Origin of the sequence: Deinococcus gobiensis I-0 (assembly GCF_000252445.1) — a bacterium.
In the GTDB taxonomy this organism is placed as follows: domain Bacteria; phylum Deinococcota; class Deinococci; order Deinococcales; family Deinococcaceae; genus Deinococcus; species Deinococcus gobiensis.
This window is the reverse complement of record NC_017790.1, coordinates 1,272,754-1,290,892: the sequence shown is the minus strand read 5'-3', so window position 1 is coordinate 1,290,892 and position 18,139 is coordinate 1,272,754. Positions and strand designations below refer to the sequence as shown.

Annotated in this window: 16 protein-coding genes; 5 read left to right on the top strand and 11 right to left on the bottom strand. The window is 70.6% G+C overall.

The genetic code is table 11. The annotated features are described in order from the left end of the window. Positions 1–103 precede the first annotated feature (103 nt). Entirely contained in the window at positions 104–442 is a 339-nt protein-coding gene (locus DGO_RS06000) for a hypothetical protein (protein WP_014684588.1), read from the top strand. Positions 443–469: 27 nt separating this feature from the next. Here the strand turns inward: DGO_RS06000 and DGO_RS05995 are convergent, their stop codons facing one another. The 4 genes from DGO_RS05995 to ligA all read right to left on the bottom strand — a co-directional run bounded on the left by DGO_RS05995 (position 470) and on the right by ligA (position 3,951). Beyond that, a complete protein-coding gene (locus tag DGO_RS05995) occupies positions 470–928 on the bottom strand; it encodes a divergent PAP2 family protein (protein WP_014684587.1) in 459 nt (152 codons plus the stop codon). A 53-nt stretch (positions 929–981) separates the two neighbouring features. Beyond that, positions 982–1,461, bottom strand: a complete 480-nt coding sequence (gene nusB / locus DGO_RS05990) for a transcription antitermination factor NusB (protein WP_014684586.1) — start codon at positions 1,459–1,461, stop codon at positions 982–984. After that, positions 1,458–1,808 (bottom strand): Asp23/Gls24 family envelope stress response protein, encoded by a 351-nt coding sequence (locus DGO_RS05985; RefSeq protein ID WP_014684585.1) that lies wholly within the window; start codon positions 1,806–1,808, stop codon positions 1,458–1,460. Before DGO_RS05985 ends, nusB begins: the two co-directional genes overlap by 4 nt. Before the next feature lie 67 nt (positions 1,809–1,875). Next, a complete protein-coding gene (ligA, locus tag DGO_RS05980; RefSeq protein WP_014684584.1) occupies positions 1,876–3,951 on the bottom strand; it encodes an NAD-dependent DNA ligase LigA in 2,076 nt (691 codons plus the stop codon). Between the two features lie 223 nt (positions 3,952–4,174). On the opposite strand from ligA, the gene DGO_RS05975 reads away from it, so the two are divergent. Beyond that, positions 4,175–5,272 (top strand): BMP family lipoprotein, encoded by a 1,098-nt coding sequence (locus tag DGO_RS05975; RefSeq protein ID WP_014684583.1) that lies wholly within the window; start codon positions 4,175–4,177, stop codon positions 5,270–5,272. Positions 5,273–5,345: 73 nt separating this feature from the next. Further along, entirely contained in the window at positions 5,346–6,293 is a 948-nt protein-coding gene (locus DGO_RS05970) for a nucleoside hydrolase (protein WP_014684582.1), read from the top strand. A gap of 9 nt (positions 6,294–6,302) precedes the next feature. On the opposite strand, the gene DGO_RS05965 is transcribed toward DGO_RS05970, so the two are convergent. Next, the gene (locus tag DGO_RS05965) at positions 6,303–6,749 is read right to left on the bottom strand and encodes a M67 family metallopeptidase (RefSeq protein ID WP_226991473.1); all 447 of its coding nucleotides are present in this window, start codon (positions 6,747–6,749) and stop codon (positions 6,303–6,305) included. Between the two features lie 91 nt (positions 6,750–6,840). On the opposite strand from DGO_RS05965, the gene DGO_RS05960 reads away from it, so the two are divergent. Together DGO_RS05960 and DGO_RS05955 are read left to right on the top strand one after the other, a co-directional pair. After that, positions 6,841–10,104, top strand: a complete 3,264-nt coding sequence (locus tag DGO_RS05960) for a DNA translocase FtsK (RefSeq protein WP_043801285.1) — start codon at positions 6,841–6,843, stop codon at positions 10,102–10,104. Between the two features lie 184 nt (positions 10,105–10,288). Beyond that, positions 10,289–12,076 (top strand): fasciclin domain-containing protein, encoded by a 1,788-nt coding sequence (locus DGO_RS05955; protein ID WP_014684579.1) that lies wholly within the window; start codon positions 10,289–10,291, stop codon positions 12,074–12,076. Between the two features lie 130 nt (positions 12,077–12,206). On the opposite strand, the gene thrS is transcribed toward DGO_RS05955, so the two are convergent. The 6 genes from thrS to DGO_RS05925 all read right to left on the bottom strand — a co-directional run bounded on the left by thrS (position 12,207) and on the right by DGO_RS05925 (position 18,131). After that, complete coding sequence (gene thrS / locus DGO_RS05950) at positions 12,207–14,156, bottom strand: threonine--tRNA ligase (protein WP_014684578.1); 1,950 nt, start codon at positions 14,154–14,156, stop codon at positions 12,207–12,209. 225 nt (positions 14,157–14,381) lie between these two features. Continuing rightward, positions 14,382–14,771 carry a lysozyme inhibitor LprI family protein gene (locus DGO_RS05945; protein ID WP_014684577.1) on the bottom strand — a complete coding sequence of 130 codons (390 nt, stop codon included), beginning with the start codon at positions 14,769–14,771 and terminating at the stop codon, positions 14,382–14,384. 113 nt (positions 14,772–14,884) lie between these two features. After that, positions 14,885–15,352: a DUF805 domain-containing protein gene (locus tag DGO_RS05940; protein ID WP_014684576.1), complete on the bottom strand. Its 468-nt coding sequence runs from the start codon at positions 15,350–15,352 to the stop codon at positions 14,885–14,887. A 73-nt stretch (positions 15,353–15,425) separates the two neighbouring features. Further along, positions 15,426–16,511, bottom strand: coding sequence for a quinone-dependent dihydroorotate dehydrogenase (locus tag DGO_RS05935; protein WP_014684575.1), 1,086 nt, complete (start codon positions 16,509–16,511; stop codon positions 15,426–15,428). A gap of 73 nt (positions 16,512–16,584) precedes the next feature. After that, the gene (locus DGO_RS05930; RefSeq protein ID WP_014684574.1) at positions 16,585–17,049 is read right to left on the bottom strand and encodes an RrF2 family transcriptional regulator; all 465 of its coding nucleotides are present in this window, start codon (positions 17,047–17,049) and stop codon (positions 16,585–16,587) included. Between the two features lie 65 nt (positions 17,050–17,114). Further along, a complete protein-coding gene (locus DGO_RS05925) occupies positions 17,115–18,131 on the bottom strand; it encodes an alcohol dehydrogenase (protein ID WP_014684573.1) in 1,017 nt (338 codons plus the stop codon). Positions 18,132–18,139: the final 8 nt, after the last annotated feature.

Below are 18,139 nucleotides of genomic sequence, written 5' to 3'. Positions count from 1 at the left end.
CCGGTATCTGTTTCCCATCCTGGCCTCAGATCCGTCCACGGGCGCGGCACGCCGCCGGACGGTCCCCGATGCGCGCCGCGATTTCAGCCCTGTCCGGAGAACCATGCTTCACGATTCCGCCGCCCAGACCCTGCTCGCCCTCGAACTGTGCTGCCGCAGCCTGGCCCAGCGCATCCTGCTGGTCCGGGAACTTCAGGCCTACACGCCGCCACTCGGCGCAGGCCCGGAAGACCCGGCCGCGCCCCTCTGGGACCAGGAAATCCGGCGGCACCTGCGCGAGCTGCCCGACCTCGAGAACCGCTTCCGGCGGGCCTGCGCCGAATACCAGACGCTCCGGGCGGCTCCTCTGTGCCAGACGGCGTCCCGCGTCCCGGAAAACGTCCGCAGCGCCCTGCAAGACCTGATCTGTACCGGTGGCCAGGCCGGCCCGGCCGGAACCTGAGCCCCCGCCCCCGTCCCCGGCTGGCCGCTACAGCACCCGGAAGGCCAGGAAACCCGCGCCGATGCCCAGCAGCAGGCCCGCGAGCATTTCCAGGTAGGTGTGGCCCAGCAGGACGCGCACCGGCTTGGGCGCGAAACCCTCGCGCACGACGGCGCTCAGTTCCTGAATCAGCTCGTTGAGCAGCCGGGCCTGGACCCCGCTGCTGTGACGCACGCCGGTCGCGTCGTACATGACGATGAGCGAGAAGACGGCCGCCACGGCGAACAGCGGGCTGCCCACGCCCTCGCTCAGGGCGACACCGGTACTCAGCGCCGCCACCATCGCGCTGTGGCTGCTGGGCATCCCGCCCGTCTCCATGAAGGCCCCGGGCCGCCAGCGCCGGTCGAACAGCAGGATCAGGAGGACCTTGAGGAGCTGGGCACCGGTCGAGGCCAGCACCGCCGTCCACAGCCAGCGGTTGGCAAGAAGTTCAGCCAGGGAATTCACGCGGAACCCAGTCTAGAGCATCTGCCGAAACGCGCCGGGCCGGGCCGCCCGGCTCAGGACTCGGCGCGGCCCTGGGCGGCCAGGTTGCGCGACAGGTTCGCCAGCACGCCGTTCACGAAGCGGCCCGAGTCGTCGCCGCCGAACTTGCGCGCGATGCGCACGGCGCTCTCGATGACCGGGGGATGCGGCTCGTCCGTGTGCAGCATCTCGAAGGTCGCCAGGCGCAGCACGTTCAGGTCGGTCTGGGCCATCTGGTCGAAGGTCCAGCCCCGGATGGTGCGGTGAAGCGTGTCGTCAATCTCGTCGCGGTGGTCGCCCAGACCGCGTACGAGGTCCCGCGCGAAGTCCAGCGCCTCGGCGTTCAGGGCCGGGAAGGTGTCGTCGCCCTCCCGCATGGCCCCCTCGGCGCGGGTGAACACGGCGTCCAGCGGCAGGTCGCCCCGCTCGGCCTCGAACAGCGTGCGGAAGGCGAATTCGCGCGCGGCGCGGCGGGTGCCCACCGGCTGCGCGGCCTTGTCGCGGCGGCGGGTCACGACGCCTGCCCACGGGGCAGACACACGCCCTGCACCGCGACGTTCACGGCCCGGACCTTCAGGCCCGTCATGAGTTCGATGTTCTCGCGCACGGCCCGCTGCGCCTGCTGCGAGACCGCCAGCAGGTTGCGGCCGTAGTCCACGTTCAGGCCGAGGTCCACGGTCACGTCCTGTCCCTCGCGGGTCACGCGCAGCGCGCGTGGGCGCCGGGAGCCGGGCTGGTTGCGGATCACTTCGCCCATCTTGAGGGGCGCCGCCGCGATCTCCGTGCCCTCGATGCCCTCGAGGGTAGTGGCGGCAATATCGAGCAGAACGCTCTTGCTGATGTCGACTTCGGGTGTTGCCATGAACTGTGCCTCCGGGCGTCGGAACTGGGGCCGCGCCAATAAGCCCCAGTGTAGGGGGTTTCCCGGCTCAGGCGTCGGCGGCCGGGTCCTGCGGCGCGGCGCCCACGCCCTTCTCGGCCAGCAGCGCGGCCAGCCCCGCCTCGTCCAGCACCGCCACCCCGAGTTCCTGGGCGCGGGCGAGCTTGCTGCCGGCCTCCTCGCCCGCCACGAGGTAGCTCGTCTTGCCGGTCACGCTGCCGGTCACGCGGCCCCCGGCGGCTTCCAGCCGGGCCTTGACCGCCTCGCGCGGCTCGCCCAGGGTACCGGTGAGCACGAAGTTCAGGCCGCGCAGCTGCTCGCCGCGCGCCGTGGCCTCCGCCTGCGGGTCCACCCCGGCCCCGCGCAGCCGCCGCAGCAGGTCCTGCATGGCGGGGTCGGCCAGCGCCGCCGTCACGCTCTGGGCGATGACGCCGCCCATGCCCGGCACGGCCGCCACCTGTTCGGGCGTGGCGGCCAACAGCGCGTCCAGCGATCCGAAGGCGCGGGCCAGTGCCTGCGCGCCGCGCTCGCCCACGTGGCTCATGCCCAGCGCGTTCACCAGCCGCCACAGGGGCCGCGCCTTGCTGGCCTCCAGCTGCCCCAGGATGTTGGCGGCCTTCTTGTCGCCGCCGCGCTCCAGCGCCGCGAGCTGCTCGGCCGTCAGGAGGTACAGGTCGGCCGCGTCCTTCACCAGCCCCTGTTCGAGGAGTTGCGCGACCAGCTTGTCCCCGATCCCGCGCACGTCCATCGCCCCGCGCGACACGAAATAGCGGATACGCTCGAAGTTCTGCGCCGGGCAGGCGGGGTTGGGACAGTAGGTGTTGGCGTCGCCCTCGGCCCGCACCGCCCCGTGGCCGCACACCGGGCAGTGTTCCGGGAAGGCGAAGGGCACGGTTCCCTCGGGGCGCTTTTCGGGCAGCACCCGCATGATCTGCGGAATCACGCCGCCCGACTTGCGCACGACCACCGTGTCCCCCACCCGCAGGTCCATGTCGGCGATGTAGTCCTCGTTGTGCAGCGTGGCCTTGCTGACCGTGCTGCCCTCGATGAGCCGGGGCGAGAGGTGCGCCAGCGGCGCGAGCTTGCCGGTGCGCCCCACGTTGATGGTGATGCTCTCCAGCGTCGTCTCGACCTCCTCGACCGGGAACTTGTAGGCGATGGCCCAGCGCGGCGCGCGGCTGGTGAAGCCCGCCTCGTCCTGAAGGTCCAGCGGATCGAGCTTGAGCACCGTGCCGTCGGCGTCGAACTCGAAGTCGGCGCGCCCGGCGACCATGCGCGCGTGGTAGTCGGCGGCGGCGGCGATCCCCTCCAGGCGTTCGGAGTAGCGGCTGGTCGGAAAGCCCCGCTCCGCCAGCCAGGCCAGCACCTCGCCCTGGGTGCGGGCGGGCACGCCGTCACGTTTGCCCAGCGAGTAGAAGATGGCCTTGAGGTTCCGGGTGCGCGTCACCTCGGGGTCCTTCTGGCGCAGCGCCCCGGCGGCCCCGTTGCGGGGGTTTTTGAGGAGGGGCGTGCCCAGTTCCTCGGCCTGTGCGTTGAAGGCCGCGAAGTCGGCGCGCGACAGGTACACCTCGCCGCGCACCTCCAGCTCGCCGCTCAGGCCCTCCAGCTTCTGGGGCAGCCCCGGAATGGTGAGCACCTGCGCGGTCACGATCTCGCCCACCCGGCCGTTGCCGCGCGTGGCGGCCCACTGCAACTCGCCGCCCTTGTAGTACAGGTTCACGCTCAGGCCGTCGATCTTGAGTTCGCCCGTGAACGTGAAGCTGTCGTAGTCGGCCGGCAGGTTCAGCGAGCGCGCCAGCTTCTCCTGCCATTCGCGCAGTTCGGCGTCGTCGAAGACGTTGTCGAGGCTGGTCATGGGCGTGGGGTGCTCGACCGGCACGAAGGCCGCACTCGGCGCGCCCCCGACGCCCCCGGTGGGGGTATCCGCCGTGACCCACTCGGGGTGCGCCTCCTCCAGCGCGCGCAACTCGCGGGCCAGGGCGTCGTAGGCGTCGTCCGTGATGTCCGGGGCGTCCTGCTCGTAATAGGCGCGGTTGTGGCGCGCGACCTCATCCCGGAGCGCGAGGTAACGGGCGTGCGGATCGGCGTTTTCCGGTGCCTGGGCCGGGGAGGAAGCCTGCGTCATGGCCCCAGCCTAGCACCCTGCCCGGACAGGAAACTGGGCAAATTTTTTAACTGTCAGCAGAACACGCCGGTCATCACCAGCCTCTCTGAAGCGCGGCTTAAGCCCGCAGCCTCCCCCACACTCATGCTCGTCAGGTGAATAGGGGGTTCATTCATCCTTGACCATCCCAAAGTTGCATATACTCTTGCCAAGCAGTCCCCTGTATCCAGTCCAAGGAGTTTCCATGAAGAAGATCATGATGCTGGCCCTCGCTGTAACGACCTCGCTCGCCGCCGCGCAGACCGTGCGCGTGGGCATGGCCTACGACGCCGGCGGCAAGGCCGACAAGAGCTTCAACCAGAGCGCCTACGAAGGGGCCAGCCGCGCCGCCAAGCAGCTCGGCATCCAGACCAAGGACTTCGAGCCCAGCGACCCCAGCCAGAACATTCAGGGCGTGCGCTCCTTCGCCAAGGAAGGCTTCGACCTGACCATCGGCGTGGGCTTCGCCAACAACGCCAGCATCTCGACCGTCGCCAAGGAAAACCCCGATCTGTACTTCGGCCTGATCGACGACGTGTCCACCGCCAAGAACGTCGCCAGCCTCGTGTTCAACGAGGAGCAGGGCAGCTACCTCGTCGGCTACCTCGCCGGCATGAACAGCTCCACCGGCGTCGTCGGCTTCGTCGGCGGCATGGACATCCCCCTCATCCACAAGTTCGAGGCGGGCTACACCGCCGGCGTCAAGGCCGCCAACCCCAAGGCCCGGGTCGTCGCGCAGTACGTCGGCACCACCCCGGACGCCTGGAACAACCCCGCCAAGGCCAAGGAAATCGCGGCCAGCATGCGCGGGCGCGGCGCGGACATCATCTTCGCGGCGGCCGGCGGGTCGGGCGGCGGCGTGGTGGACTACGTGCGCCAGACGCAGTGCCTCAAGGCCGCCCAGCTGCCCTCGGGCGTGAAGTTCTCCAGCGACAACTTCAAGAACGTCGCCAAGAGCTCGGGCTACAAGGCCGCCTGCGCCGGCAACACCCGCCCCATGTTCTTCATCGGCGTGGACAGCAACCAGAACTACCTGGGCGACTTCGACAAGAACCCGGCCACCATGAACCACGGCCTGACCAGCATGCTCAAGCGCGTGGACAACGCCGTGTACGCGCTGATCAGCGACGTGAAGGCCGACAAGTTCAAGGGCGGCGAGCGCCGCTTCGGCCTCAAGGACGGCGGCGTGGGCTACGCGGTCGACCAGTACAACAAGGCCCTGATCAGCAGTGCCCAGGTCGCCAAGGTCGAGGCCGTCAAGGCCCAGATCATCAGCGGCGCCATCAAGGTCCCCACCAAGTAAGCGCTGTTCTCCGGAGGGCCGGCTCCCCTGAGGGGCCGCCCTTTTTTTGCGTCCGGCCCCTAGACTGGGCGGCGTGACTGCTTCCTCCCTGCCCGTGATCCTCGACGGCGACCCCGGCGTGGACGACGCCGCCGCGTGGCTGCTGGCCTTCGCCAGCCCGGAGCTGCGCGTGCTGGGCCTGACCACCACCCACGGCAACGTGGGTCTCGACCGGACCACCCACAACGCCGGTGTCGTCCTGGCCCTGGGGGGTGAGGCGGCGCGCGGGGTGCCGCTGTACGCGGGGGCAGACCGCCCACTGCTGCGCGCGCCCGAAGAAGCTCACGCGGTCCACGGCCAGAGTGGCCTGCCTGCGCGTGACCTGCCCGCACCTCTGCGCACCCCGGAAACCGAGCACGCCGCCCTGTTCCTGATCCGCGTGGCGCGCGCCGCCCCCGGCGAGGTGACGGTCATCGCGACCGGGCCGCTGACCAACCTGGCCCTGGCGCTGCGGCTGGCCCCCGACCTGGCCGGGCTGCTGCGGGAGGTCGTGTGGATGGGGGGCAGCACCGGGCAGGGCAACCGCACCCCCGCCGCCGAGGCCAACGCCCTGACCGACCCGCACGCGGCGGCCGTCGTGTTCGGGTCCGGCGTGCCGCTGCGGATGGTCGGGCTGAACGTCACCATGCAGTGCATCGCCGGTCCCGGGCGAGTCGCGGCCCTGCGCGCCCCCGGCAACCGGGCGGGCGCAGTCACGGCCGAGCTGCTGGAGTTCTACGCCGACTTCTACCGGCGGCGCTACGGTCTGGACGGCGGCGCGATGCACGATCCGCTGGCGGTGGCCGCCGCCCTGCGCCCCGACCTGCTGACCTGGCAGGCCATGCCGGTCACGGTGGACACCGCCGAAGGCCCCAACCAGGGCCGCACCGTCTGTGACCTGTACGGCGTGACGGGCGCGCCCGCCAACGCCCGGGTGGCCGTCGGGGTGGATGCCCCCGCCTTCTTCGGGCTGTTCACCGAGCGGCTGGCGCGGCTGCCCTGAGCCTGAGCCTCAGCCCACGCGCAGCTCCACCGCTTCTCCCCCCGGCAGCAGAAAGGCCCGCAATTCGCCCGAGGCCAGGTCGGCGATGAGGTAGGGCACGTCGTAGGCCGCCCGGCGACGGTCGGTGTCGCTGGGCCGAGCCGGGCCGCGCGGGTGGCTGTGGTACAGCGCCGCCAGCTCCAGCCCCGCCGCTTCCAGCGCCCGCAACGCGCGCAGCAGTTCGCCGGGATCGGCCTCGTACTCGGTTTCGGGCCGCGCCGAGACGTTGCGCAGCGGATACAGGGCGCGCGCCCTCCATTCCGGTCCACCCCTCTCCGGCCGGGCGACCTGCACGCCGCCCAGCACGCCCACACACTCGCGCGGGACCTCGTGCCGGGCCTGGGCCCACAGCTCGGCCGCCAGCGGGCCGGGCAGATGCAGGGAGGGGGAACAGGCGGGGGACGGGGGGACAGGCACGGGACAGTGTAGGCCGCCCCGCCCTGGCAGGACCGACTCTCATCGGCCCAGCGCAGCAAAATCCCCGCGCGCATCCGCTAAACTGCCCGATATGGCGAAGGCGGTGAAGGCTCGGAAGGCAGCTCCCCAGGCAAGCCGGTTCGACGGGGAAGCCCTGGGGCTGGTGCTGTTCGCACTGGGTATTTTTCTGGCGGTGACGACGCTACTCCCCGCGTCCGTTCCCGACGAGAACACCGGCCCCGGCGTGATGGACCGGGCGCGCGAGTTCCTGCTCGGCTGGCTGGGCTGGGGGGCCTACGCGCTGCCCATCATTCCGGTGTGTTACGGGGCACTGGTGTTCGTGGGGCGCGGGGTCCGGGGGCTGACGCGGCGGGTGCTGGGCGGCGTGGTCGTGGTGTTCGCGCTGCTGACCCTGCACGAGGTGGTGCAGCCGGGCGAGGCGGGCCGGCTCGCGGCCCTGAGCGTGGGGCCGCTGGCCGGAACGGTCGGCTACGTGGCCGCCCTGCTGCCCCTGGTCCTGCTGACCATAGGCCTGGAAATCGTGCTGCGCTACGCCCCCCTGACCATCCTCAAGTCCTTTTTCCGCTGGCTGAGCGTGCTGGCGGGCGGCGCAGGCACCCGCGCCCAGGGCCTGATCGAGGCCCGGCAGGGCGGGCGCGACTCGGCCCGCGCGCGTCAGGACGCCCGTATGGGATTCGCGGCCAGCCTGCGCGAGCTGGGCGAGCTGCGCCGCCTGTATCCTCAGGACACCGTGCTGGAGCGGCAGTGGGAGGACATGCGCGCGGCCCAGCGCACGCTGCGCGGCCAGGACGAGGACGGCCTGAGCGGCCTGACGCACGACCTCGCCAACTGGGAAGCGATGACCCGGCAGTACCTCGCCAGCGCGGCGCGCGACCTGCGGGCCACCGTGACCGCCGAAGCCACCCCGGCCGGGGCCGAGGCCGAGGCGATGCAGAAGGAACTCTCGGCCGGGCGCCACGAACTCAGCGTGCCGCTGGGCAGCACCCAGGCCAGCGGCGAACTGGAGGTGCTGCGCCGCCGGGCCGTGCAGGACCTCCAGCGCCTCGCCTTCCGCGCCGGGCGTCTGGAACGCGAGCGCAAGGCGGCCGAGAAGGCCCTGGAGAAGGCCGACGTGGCCGTGCTGGCCCGCGAGACCGCCGCGCAGCAGACCCGCGCCGAGGGCTGGAACGAATTGCAGGCCGAGTGGAGCGCCTGGAGCCAGCAGGCCCGCCACTACCCCGGCTGGCCCGACCTCGCCTCGGCGTACGACCGCGCCCCCACCGAGGCCGCCGCCGCTCTGGCGCAGGCCCTGCGCACCCGTCCCGAAGCCGCCCTGGCCGACCAGGCCGGCTGGCGCGCACGCCTGGAAGACGTCCTGGCCGGGCTGCCGATGGACACCGGCCGCAAGACCGGCATCTGGCCCGCCCCTGCCGCGCAGGCGCCCAGGCCCGCTGCGGCCCCGCCACCCGTGCTCGACTTCGACTTCGCGCCGGGCGAACTGCCGCTGGAGCGCGCCCCGGCTACGCCCCAGCCCCGCACGGCTCCGGCTCCGGCGCCTGGCCCACGTCAGAAGGGCTCCGGCCCTACCGCCGCGCCACTGGGCAGTCTGGAAGCCCTGGAGGCCGACGAGTTCGGAACGGATGGGGACGGCTCCGGTCTGGATGCCGGCCTGGGCGACTGGGACGACGATGACGACATGCCCTTCGGGCCGAGCAGCCCGGCAGGACGCCCCCCGCGCGCCGCACCTTCCGCGCGCCCGGCGGCCCACGCAGCCCCCTGGGAGAGCGCCGACCCCGAACCGCGCGGCCGGCCGGCTCCGGGCGCGGCAGTCCAGACGCAGCTGCCCCCGGCTTCCGCCCGGCAAGCCCCCCAGGCCCCGGCCACTTCCCGCCAGGGTGCGCTGCCGCTGGCCCTGCCCCAGGACAGCCTGCTCGATCCGCTGCCCCCGGTCGCCCTGAACCTGACGGCGCTGGACGTGGCGGCCCGGCAGCGTGCCGGCCTCATCGACGAGACCCTGCGGCACTTCGGGCTCTCGGCGCGCGTGGTGGACTATGCGCGCGGCCCCACCGTGACCCGCTACGAGATCGAGCCTGCTCCCGGCGAGAAGATCAGCCGCATCGCCTCCCTGTCCAACGACCTCGCCCGCGCGCTGGCGGTCGGCGGCGTGCGCGTCGAGGCCCCGGTGCCCGGCAAGAGCGTGATCGGCCTGGAAGTTCCCAACGCCGAGCGCGAACCCGTCACCTTCCATCAGGCGGCCGACGCGCCGACCTTCCGCAGCTCGCGCGCCAAACTGCCGATCATCCTAGGCAAGAGCATCGACGGCGAGCTGATGGTCGGCGACCTCGCCAAGATGCCGCACCTGCTCGTCGCCGGCTCGACAGGATCGGGCAAGTCGGTGTGCGTCAACACGCTCATCACCTCGCTGCTGTTCAAGTACCTGCCTACCGAGCTGCGCTTCCTGATGATCGATCCCAAGATGGTCGAGCTGACGCCCTACGACGGCATCCCGCACCTCGTGCGCGGCGTCGTGACGAACCCGGTGGACGCCGCCGGGGTGCTGCTCGGCGCGGTCGCCCACATGGAGCGGCGCTACAAGATGATGAGCCAGGTCGGGGCCAAGAACCTCGAGCAGTACAATGCCAAGATGCGCCAGGTGGGCGAGGTCGAGCTGCCGCACCTCGTGATCATCATCGACGAGCTCGCCGACCTGATGATCACCAGCCCCAAGGAGGTCGAGTCGGCCATCATGCGCCTCGCCCAGATGGCGCGCGCCACCGGCATGCACCTCGTGCTGGCGACCCAGCGGCCCAGCGTGGACATCCTGACCAGCCTCATCAAAGTGAACGTACCCGCCCGCATCGCTTTCGCGGTGAGCAGCAGCCACGACTCGCGCACCATCCTGGACAGCGTGGGGGCCGAGCGCCTGACCGGCATGGGCGACATGCTGTTCTACCAGCCGGGTCTCGTCAAGCCGCTGCGCCTCCAGGGGCCGTACATCTCGGAAAACGAGTCGGCGCGCATCACCGAGGAGCTGCGCCGCCAGGTCTTCGAGGACGATTTCGTCGAGGCCTACGGCACCGACTTCGACGGCGGCATCGAGGCCAGCGGCCCGGGCGCGAACGGCTCCAACCTGGATTTCAGCGATCCGCTGCTGCGTCAGGCGGCCCAGATCTGCATCGAGGAAGGACAGGGCAGCGTGTCGCGCCTGCAACGCCGGCTCTCGGTCGGGCACGCGCGGGCGGGCAAGCTCATGGACCTGCTCGAGGCGATGGGCATCGTCTCCAAGCATCAGGGGAGCAAGCCGCGCGAGGTGCTGATCGGAGAAGCGCAGCTGCCGGAATTCTTCGGCCGCTGAGCGGCTGAGCCGCGCCCTGCCGACGCATTCCCCGGAGCCTTTATGAGAGAAAAATAAAGGCTCCGGGGAAAGGTATTTACCTGTTCTGCGGCAAACCCCATCAAAGTTGCAATTTTGGGTCGGGTGGTGTCAATTGAGTGGCGCAGATTTCAAACCCGCAGTTTCGGTTCAAGAGGTGACGTTGATGAAAAAGCACACTGGCCTGATGACCCTGAGCCTGATGCTCGCCACGCCGGCATTGGCGGGCGGTGCGGGCGCGCCCGTCAAAGCTCCCGCCGCGACCTGCCGCAGCATCGCGCAGCTCGTGATGGCGGACCCCCAGCTCAGCACCCTGGCGACGGCGGTGCAGGCGGCCGGCCTGGGCGCGACCCTCAGCGGCCCCGGTTCCTACACCGTGTTCGCGCCCACCAACGCGGCCTTCGCCAAGGTCCCCAGCGACCAGCTCGCCGGCCTGCTCAACGACCCCGAGATGCTCAAGAGCGTGCTGCTGTACCACGTGGTCGGCGAGAAGGCCACCGCGGCCCAGATTCGCGGCGTGCGTGCCGGGACCACCGTGCAGGGCGCGGACATCACCATCATGGTGAACGGAAACCGCCTGATGGTGAACAACGCGACCGTGACCAAGGCCGACATTCAGGCCTGCAACGGCATCGTGCACATCATCGACACCGTCCTGATGCCCCCGATGGAAGCGGCGGCGCCCGCGCCCGCTCCGGCCCCTGCGGCGGCCACCCCGGCCCCGGCTCCCGCGCCGGCAGCCGCGCCTGCCGCTGCGCCGGCCCCGGTGGCCGTGCCCGCCACGCCGGTCGTCATTCCTGCCCTGCCCCAGGGCGTGACCACCGCGCCTACCCCGGCCGCGACGGCGCCCGCCACGGAGACCCCGGCCCCCGTTGTCGAAGCGCCTGCGACGGAAGCCCCCGCCGCCGAGGCCCCTGCAGCCGACGCACCCGCCGACACTGCCGAAGCGCCGGTCGCCATGAACACGCTGTACGACGTGCTGGCCGCCGACGACCGCTTCAGCACCCTGCGCGACCTGCTCAGCGACGCCGGCCTGACCGAAACGCTGACCGACGGCGAGTACACCATCTTCGCGCCGACCAACGAAGCGTTCGACGCACTGCCTGAAGGTGTCCTGACCGCCATCGCCAGCGACCCCGAAGCCCTGAAGCAGGTGCTCCAGTACCACGTCGTGCAGGGCCGCGTGACCGCCGACGCCGCGCAGGCCGGCACCCTGAACACCGTCCAGGGCACGGCGCTGTCGCTGGGCTCCGCCACCCTGGGCACCGCGGTCGAGAGCGACAACGGCCTGATCATCCCGATCGACGCCGTGCTCCTGCCCGACGGCTTCGTGATCCCCACCCCCGCGGCCATCCCGGTAAGCACGACGCCCGCTCCGGCGACCGCCGCGACCACGACCACGACGACCACCACGGCAACCACCACCACGACGCCTGCGGCGACCGCGAGCACCACCGTGACCAACCCCGCCACCGCTACGCCCGGTACGGCGGCCGGCGGCGCCATCTCCGGCGGCACGCTGGCCCAGGCCCCGGCAGCCGTGAGCGTCACTGCCCTGCTCAGCAGCGACGCCCGCTTCAGCACCCTGCGTGACCTGCTGGTCAAGGCCGGTCTGGCCGACATGCTCGCCAGCGGCGAGTACACCATCTTCGCGCCGACCAACGACGCCTTCGCCAAGCTGCCCCAGGCCACCCTGGACGCCGTGAATGCCGATCCGGCCAAACTGCGCGCGCTGCTCCAGTACCACGTCGTCGCGGGCCGTCCCAGCACCGACGCCCTGACCACGCAGCAGCTCACGAGCGCCGAGGGCACCGCCCTGGCCGTGACTCGCAGCGCGGCGGGCCTGAGCATCGGCGGCATGGCGAGCACCCTCAACGGCGGCACGGCTGTCGTGGCGGGCAACAGCAACGTCTTCCCCATCGACACCGTCCTGATTCCGCCCAGCCTGCGCTGAGTCCGGTTCGCACCAGCCCCTGCCCCGGCCTTCCGGAGGCAGGGGCTTTTCTTCTGGCCCCGGATGCCGGAATATTTCAGCGAAAAGGCCGCCTCCATCGCCGGGGCGGCCTTCTGCTTCGGGAAACGGTTCAGGCCCGTGTGCGGTACCGCTCCAGCAGTTCGGTCTGGAGATCGGCGAAGGGCACGCCCTTGCGCTCCTTGAGGCCTTCCGGGCTGCGCTCGCGCACGCTGACCGTGCGGTTTTCCTGCTCCTGCCCCCCCACGATGAGCATGACGGGAATCTTGCTCAGCTCGGCGGTGCGTACCTTGGCCTGCATCCGGTTGGAGGTTTCGTCCACTTCGGCGCGCAGTCCGGCGGCGTGCAGTTCGGCGCGCAGTTCCTGGGCGTAGGCGTTGAACTTGTCCGAGATCGGGATGATCATGATCTGCCGGGGCGCGAGCCACAGCGGGAAATCGCCGCCGTAGTGCTCGATCAGGATGCCGGTAAAGCGCTCGATGCTCCCGAAGGGCGCGCGGTGGATCACGATGGGACGGTGGGGCGCGCCGTCCTCGCCCGTGTAGGTCAGGTCGAAACGCTCGGGCAGGTTGGGGTCCACCTGGATGGTCCCGAGCTGCCATTCGCGCCCCAGCACGTCCTTGACCACGAAGTCCAGCTTGGGGCCGTAGAAGGCCGCGTCGCCCGGCTCGACCGAGTACGGCAGGCCCACTTCCTCGACCGCCTCGATGATCTGGCCCTCGGCCATCTCCCAGTAGCTGTCCTCACCGACGTACTTCGAGTTGCCGGGGTCGCGGGTCCCGACGCGGAAGCGCACGTCGTTCATGCCGAAGGTCCGCAGCACGAGCACCGTCAGGTCGAGCACGCTCAGGAACTCGGCCTTGAGCTGGTCGGGGCGGCAGAAGATGTGGGCGTCGTCCTGCGTGAAGCCGCGTACGCGGGTCAGCCCGTTGAGCTCGCCGGACTGCTCGTAGCGGTACACCGTGCCGAACTCGGCCAGGCGCACCGGCAGGTCGCGGTAGGAACGCGGCTTGCTGGCATAGATGCGCATGTGGTGCGGGCAGTTCATGGGCTTGAGCATGTACTCCTCGTCATCCACCGTGATGGGCGAGAAGTTGCTGTCGCTGTAGTTCTGGTAGTGGCCCGAGGTCTTGTAGAGGTCCAGATTGCCGATGTTCGGCGTGATGACGCCCTGGTAGTCGCGCGCGAACTGCTGCTCCTTCATGAAGCGGGTCAGTTCCTCGCGCAGCACCGTGCCGTTGGGCAGCCACAGCGGCAGCCCCTTGCCGACCAGAGGATCGATGGTGAACAGCTCCAGCTCGCGCCCCAGCTTGCGGTGGTCGCGGCGCTTGGCCTCTTCGAGGCGCTCCAGGTAGGCGTCGAGTTCCTTCTGGGTGGCGAAGGCCACGCCGTAGACACGCTGGAGGATCGGGTTGTTCTCGTTGCCGCGCCAGTACGCGCCCGAGGTGCTCATCAGCTTGAAGCTCAGGGGCAGCTTGCCGGTGTTCGGAAAGTGCGGTCCCCGGCACAGGTCCACATAGTCGCCCTGCGCGTAGAACGTGATCGGCTCGTCGTCGGGCAGCGCCGAGATCAGCTCGACCTTGTAGGGGTCGTACCCGAACTGTTCGAGTGCGGCGGCCTTGCCCACGTCCCGGCGCTCGATGTTCAGGCCGCGCGAGACGATGTCGCGCATGATCCGCTCGATCTCGGGCAGGTCTTCTTCCTTGATGGGCTCGGGCAGGTCGAAGTCCTGGTAGAAGCCGTTTTCGATGGCCGGACCGACTCCGCGCTTGACCGCCTCGGCGGGGTAGCCCTTGGCCACATAGAACTCGCCGACCGCCTGCGAGAGCGCGTGTCCCAGCGAGTGCCGGAACAGCGGCGCGGCGTCGGCCGGATTCTTCTTGGTGATCAGCGTGATGGCCGCGCCGTCGGGCAGCGGCGTCATCAGGTCCACGAGGTCGCCGTTGGCGGTGGCGGCCAGGGCGTCCTGGGCCAGGCGGGGGCCGATGGCGCTGGCCGCGTCGAGGGCGGTCGCGCCCTGGGGCAGATCGAGTCGTTTTCCGTCGGGAAGGGTCACGTGCATGGTGGAACACTCCTTGAAAGCATGAGACAGGCCCGGCCTGGCCGCGAAGTCGGCAAAACGCCTGAAAACCGTGCGTAGGTTCTCAGGCGCTGGGAGTTCGGGTCAGGCCGGGCACAGATAGGTTTTGAAAAGGCGCGCGGCGCAGCACCAGGCCGGGGTGGTGGCGCGCGTTCTTCATGTCCCCAGGATAGCGGTTCGGCCCGGAGCGGGCAAGGTTGGGCGGTTTCAGCGCAGTCTGCTGTTCTGGCAGCCGCTGCTGGCGCACTCGCGCAGGCGGTCGTTCAGGAAATTGAGGCGCGAGGTGGTCGCCTCGACCGCGCAGTCGGAAAAGACCACGCTGCCGCGTTGCGGGTCCACCTCCACGCAGTCGCGGTTGCGCTGCGCGAGCCACGCGCGCTGGCCCTGGCGCAGAAGTTGTTGCCCGGCTGCGTTCAGGCGGCCCAGCAGCTTCTGGTAGGACACGTTGAGTTCGTCGTCGGCGCGCACCAGCACCTTGGCGTCGCAATACACCCGGTCGAAGGTGCCCTGCGGAGCGTTACAGCTCTGCTGCGCCTGGGCGGGCGTTCCCAGGGCGAGGACGGGCAACAGGGCAGCGGACCACAGCATTCTGGACATGGTTGAGCCTCCTGAACCCACTTTAGGACGCCTCTGCGCACAGTTCCCACGAAAAAATGCTCTCCAGTCCTTCCTGCGCCGCCCGTATCGCCCCGCTCCGCTCCGGACAGCGCTTACCGGGGCGAGGACAGCCCGCTCACGCCCTCGCCTTTGGGGCTGTCGCCCCAGCGGTTACGGCCCGGCACACTGTTCTGCGCCAGACTCACGGCCATCACGATCAGGCCCAACAGAAACAGCAGACCCGAAAAGACTCCGACCGACGTTCCCGTACTCAGGAAGCAGGCCAACAAGAACGCGACGTAGCCCAGCAGCCACCAGCCGCTGCGGCCCGTGTCGTGTAGCCGCCGAACCGTCACGGCCAGGGTGGGCAGGGCCGTCGCCACCGTAAAGACCCAGTACAGCACGGTGCCAACATTCAGCGACGGGCCCCGGACCCCAAGGTCCGGACTCAGGTACCCGGCCAGACGGGTCAGCCCGAAACCCACCAACGTATTGACGAGCACGAACGTCCAGTACTCCCGGCGGCGGGCGCGGCCCCCGAATCTGGCGTACTGGCGCAGGACGTTCAGGTAGGTGTTCATGCCCTTCTCCTCACGGACGCGGGCATCCGGATTTCCGGCCAGCAGAAGAACGCCCCGGCTCTGTGTGGCCGGATCAAGCCTCCACCCCCACGATCTCGGCCACGCTGCGCGCGCCGTCGCGTTCCAGCAGGGCGCTGAGCCCCCGGTTGATCCGGCCGACCAGACCTGGGCCCTCGTAGATCAGGGCGCTGTAGACCTCGACGAGGCTGGCCCCGGCGCGCAGCTTGGCGTAGGCGTCCTCGGCGGTGAAGATCCCGCCCACCCCGACCACTGGCACCCGGCCCCGGCTGAGGCGGTAGGCCTCGCGCACGAGTTCGGTGCTGCGCTCCGTGAGGGGCCGCCCGCTCAGGCCACCCGTCTGTTCGCGGTGTGGGTGGGTCAGGCCGTCACGCGCGAGGGTCGTGTTGCTCACGATCAGGCCGTGCGCGCCGGCGTCCAGCACCGCGCCCACGCTCGCCTCGAAATCGGCGGGATGCAGGTCGGGGGCCAGCTTGACCAGCACGGGGGGGCGGCTCAGGCGACTCACGCGCCCGGCCTCGACCTCAGCCACCACGGCGCGCACCAGCGCCCCGAGGTCGTCGGCCGCCTGAAGCGCCCGCAGGCCCGGCGTGTTGGGGCTGCTCACGTTGACCACGAAGGCGTCGGCCACCTCCTGCACGGCCCGCACGCACTTCAGGTAGTCCTCGGCGGCGGCCTCGTTGGGGGTCGCCTTGTTCTTGCCGATGTTCACCCAGACCGGCACCGGACGCCGGCCCAGCGCCGCGAGCCGCCCTGCCAGGGCCGGAGCGCCCCCGTTGTTGAAGCCCATACGGTTGATGAGCGCCCCGTCCTGCGGCAGCCGGAACAGGCGGGGCCGGTCGTTGCCGGGCTGCGCGAGAGGCGTCACCGTGCCGACCTCCAGGAAACCGAAGCCCAGCGCGGCGAAGGCGGGCACCGCCACCCCGTTCTTGTCGAGCCCCGCTGCCAGACCCAGTGGCGAGGCGTAGGCCCGGCCCCAGACCTCCTGGCGCAGCCGGGGCGCGGGCGGGGCGCTCAGGGGCCGGGCCAGGGCGGGCCAGAGCGGCACGGCCGAGGCCAGTTCCAGGCCGCGCAGGGTGAGATGGTGGGCATCCTCGGCGTCCAGCCGGAACAGCGCGGGCCTGAGCAGATGGCGGTACATCCCTCCCAGGATAAGGCCTGCGGGCAAAGGAAGGCCGCCGCGCAGGGGCGGCGGCTGGACAGGCGAGCGGGGCTCAGCGGCCCAGAGACCCCGCGTACGACGTGTCGATCTGCACCAGCCGGGCGTGCTGGGCGCGGTCGCTCTCGGCGATCAGGTCGGCCAGGGTGGTGCCGCCCAGCACGTCGCGCAGGGCCGTATCCACGCGCTGCCACAGGTCCTGGGTGCCGCACACGTTCTGGTTGTCGCACACATGGTCGTTTTCCACGCAGGACACCGGGGCGATACTGCCCTCCATCGCCGTGACCACGTCGTAGGCGTTGATGTCGGCGGCCGGGCGCGCCAGCCGGTACCCGCCGTGCGCCCCGCGCACGCTGCGGATGAAGCCCGCGCGGCGCAGGTTGCTGGCGATCTGTTCGAGGTAGTGCTGGCTGATGCCCTGGCGTTCGGCCACGTCCTTGAGCGGCACGGCCGCGTCGTCGCGCCGGGCGATCTCGATCAGGGCACGGAGGCCGTACTGCGCTTTGGTCGACACCCACATGCCCACAGTCTACCGGAGAAATCCCGGCAGATTGTGGGGAATTAAAGTCTCGTATGGCCCCCGGCTCAGGGTTGCAGGACCACCCGGAAGCGGGCCTGGCCGCTGAGCATCCGGGCGTAGGCCTCGGCCGCCTTCTCCAGCGGATAGACCTCGATCTGGGGCCGCACGCCGCTGCGGGCACTGAAGGCCAGGGTGTCTTCCGAGTCGGCCGCGACCCCCGAGGGCCAGCCCTGCACCGAGCGCCGGCCCATGATGGCCTGCGCGCTGTTGATCTCGATGGGGCTGTCGGCGATGCCCAGCACCATCATCTTGCCGTCCACCGCCAGCCCGCCGAAAGCGTCGCTCATGGCCTTGCCGCTGGTCACAGTCGCCAGCACGATCTTGGCCCCGCCCAGGGCCGTGAGGCGCTCGGCCACGTTCTCGGCGGTGCTGTCGATGTAGTGGTGCGCGCCCAGTTCGCGGGCATAGTCGCCCTTTTCCTGGCCGCGCGCGATGGCGACCGTCTCGAAGCCCAGTTTGGCGGCGTACTGCACGGCGAGGTGGCCCAGACCGCCCAGACCCAGCACGGCCACGACCTCGCCGGGGCGCACGCCGCTGTTGCGCAGCGCGTTGAAGGTCGTGATCCCGGCGCACAGCAGCGGCGCGGCGTCCACATCGGCGAGGCTCTCGGGAATGCGGGCGAGGGTCTGCGCGGGGACCTGCACGTACTCGGCGTAGCCGCCGTCGTAGGACACGCCCGGCACCATGCCGTTCTCGCACAGCACGAGGTCGCCCCGGCGGCAGCGGTCACAGTGGCCACAGTGGCCGCCGTACCAGCCGACCCCCACGCGTTGACCGGCTTCCCAGCCGACCACGCCTTCGCCGATCTCCTCGATCACGCCCGCGATCTCGTGGCCGGGCACGCGCGGATACTCGATACCGGGCCAGGTGCCGTCCACCGTCAGGCTGTCGCTGTGGCAGATCCCGCAGGCCTGCACCTTCACGACGACCTGCCCGGCTCCGGCGCGGGGCACCTCGCGCTCGACGATTTCCAGAGGGGCTCCGGGCTGGGCGACGGCGGCGACTTTCATGGTTCGGGTCATGGGATTCT

Bases quoted from the DNA above. Each gene is read 5' to 3' on its own strand.
- DGO_RS06000 (WP_014684588.1), top strand. From the start codon at position 104: ATGCTTCACGATTCCGCCGCCCAGACCCTGCTCGCCCTCGAACTGTGC.
- DGO_RS05985 (WP_014684585.1), bottom strand. From the start codon at position 1,808: ATGGCAACACCCGAAGTCGACATCAGCAAGAGCGTTCTGCTCGATATT.
- ligA (WP_014684584.1), bottom strand. From the start codon at position 3,951: ATGACGCAGGCTTCCTCCCCGGCCCAGGCACCGGAAAACGCCGATCCG.
- DGO_RS05975 (WP_014684583.1), top strand. From the start codon at position 4,175: ATGAAGAAGATCATGATGCTGGCCCTCGCTGTAACGACCTCGCTCGCC.
- DGO_RS05960 (WP_043801285.1), top strand. From the start codon at position 6,841: ATGGCGAAGGCGGTGAAGGCTCGGAAGGCAGCTCCCCAGGCAAGCCGG.
- DGO_RS05955 (WP_014684579.1), top strand. From the start codon at position 10,289: ATGAAAAAGCACACTGGCCTGATGACCCTGAGCCTGATGCTCGCCACG.
- thrS (WP_014684578.1), bottom strand. From the start codon at position 14,156: ATGCACGTGACCCTTCCCGACGGAAAACGACTCGATCTGCCCCAGGGC.
- DGO_RS05945 (WP_014684577.1), bottom strand. From the start codon at position 14,771: ATGTCCAGAATGCTGTGGTCCGCTGCCCTGTTGCCCGTCCTCGCCCTG.
- DGO_RS05940 (WP_014684576.1), bottom strand. From the start codon at position 15,352: ATGAACACCTACCTGAACGTCCTGCGCCAGTACGCCAGATTCGGGGGC.
- DGO_RS05935 (WP_014684575.1), bottom strand. From the start codon at position 16,511: ATGTACCGCCATCTGCTCAGGCCCGCGCTGTTCCGGCTGGACGCCGAG.
- DGO_RS05930 (WP_014684574.1), bottom strand. From the start codon at position 17,049: ATGTGGGTGTCGACCAAAGCGCAGTACGGCCTCCGTGCCCTGATCGAG.
- DGO_RS05925 (WP_014684573.1), bottom strand. From the start codon at position 18,131: ATGACCCGAACCATGAAAGTCGCCGCCGTCGCCCAGCCCGGAGCCCCT.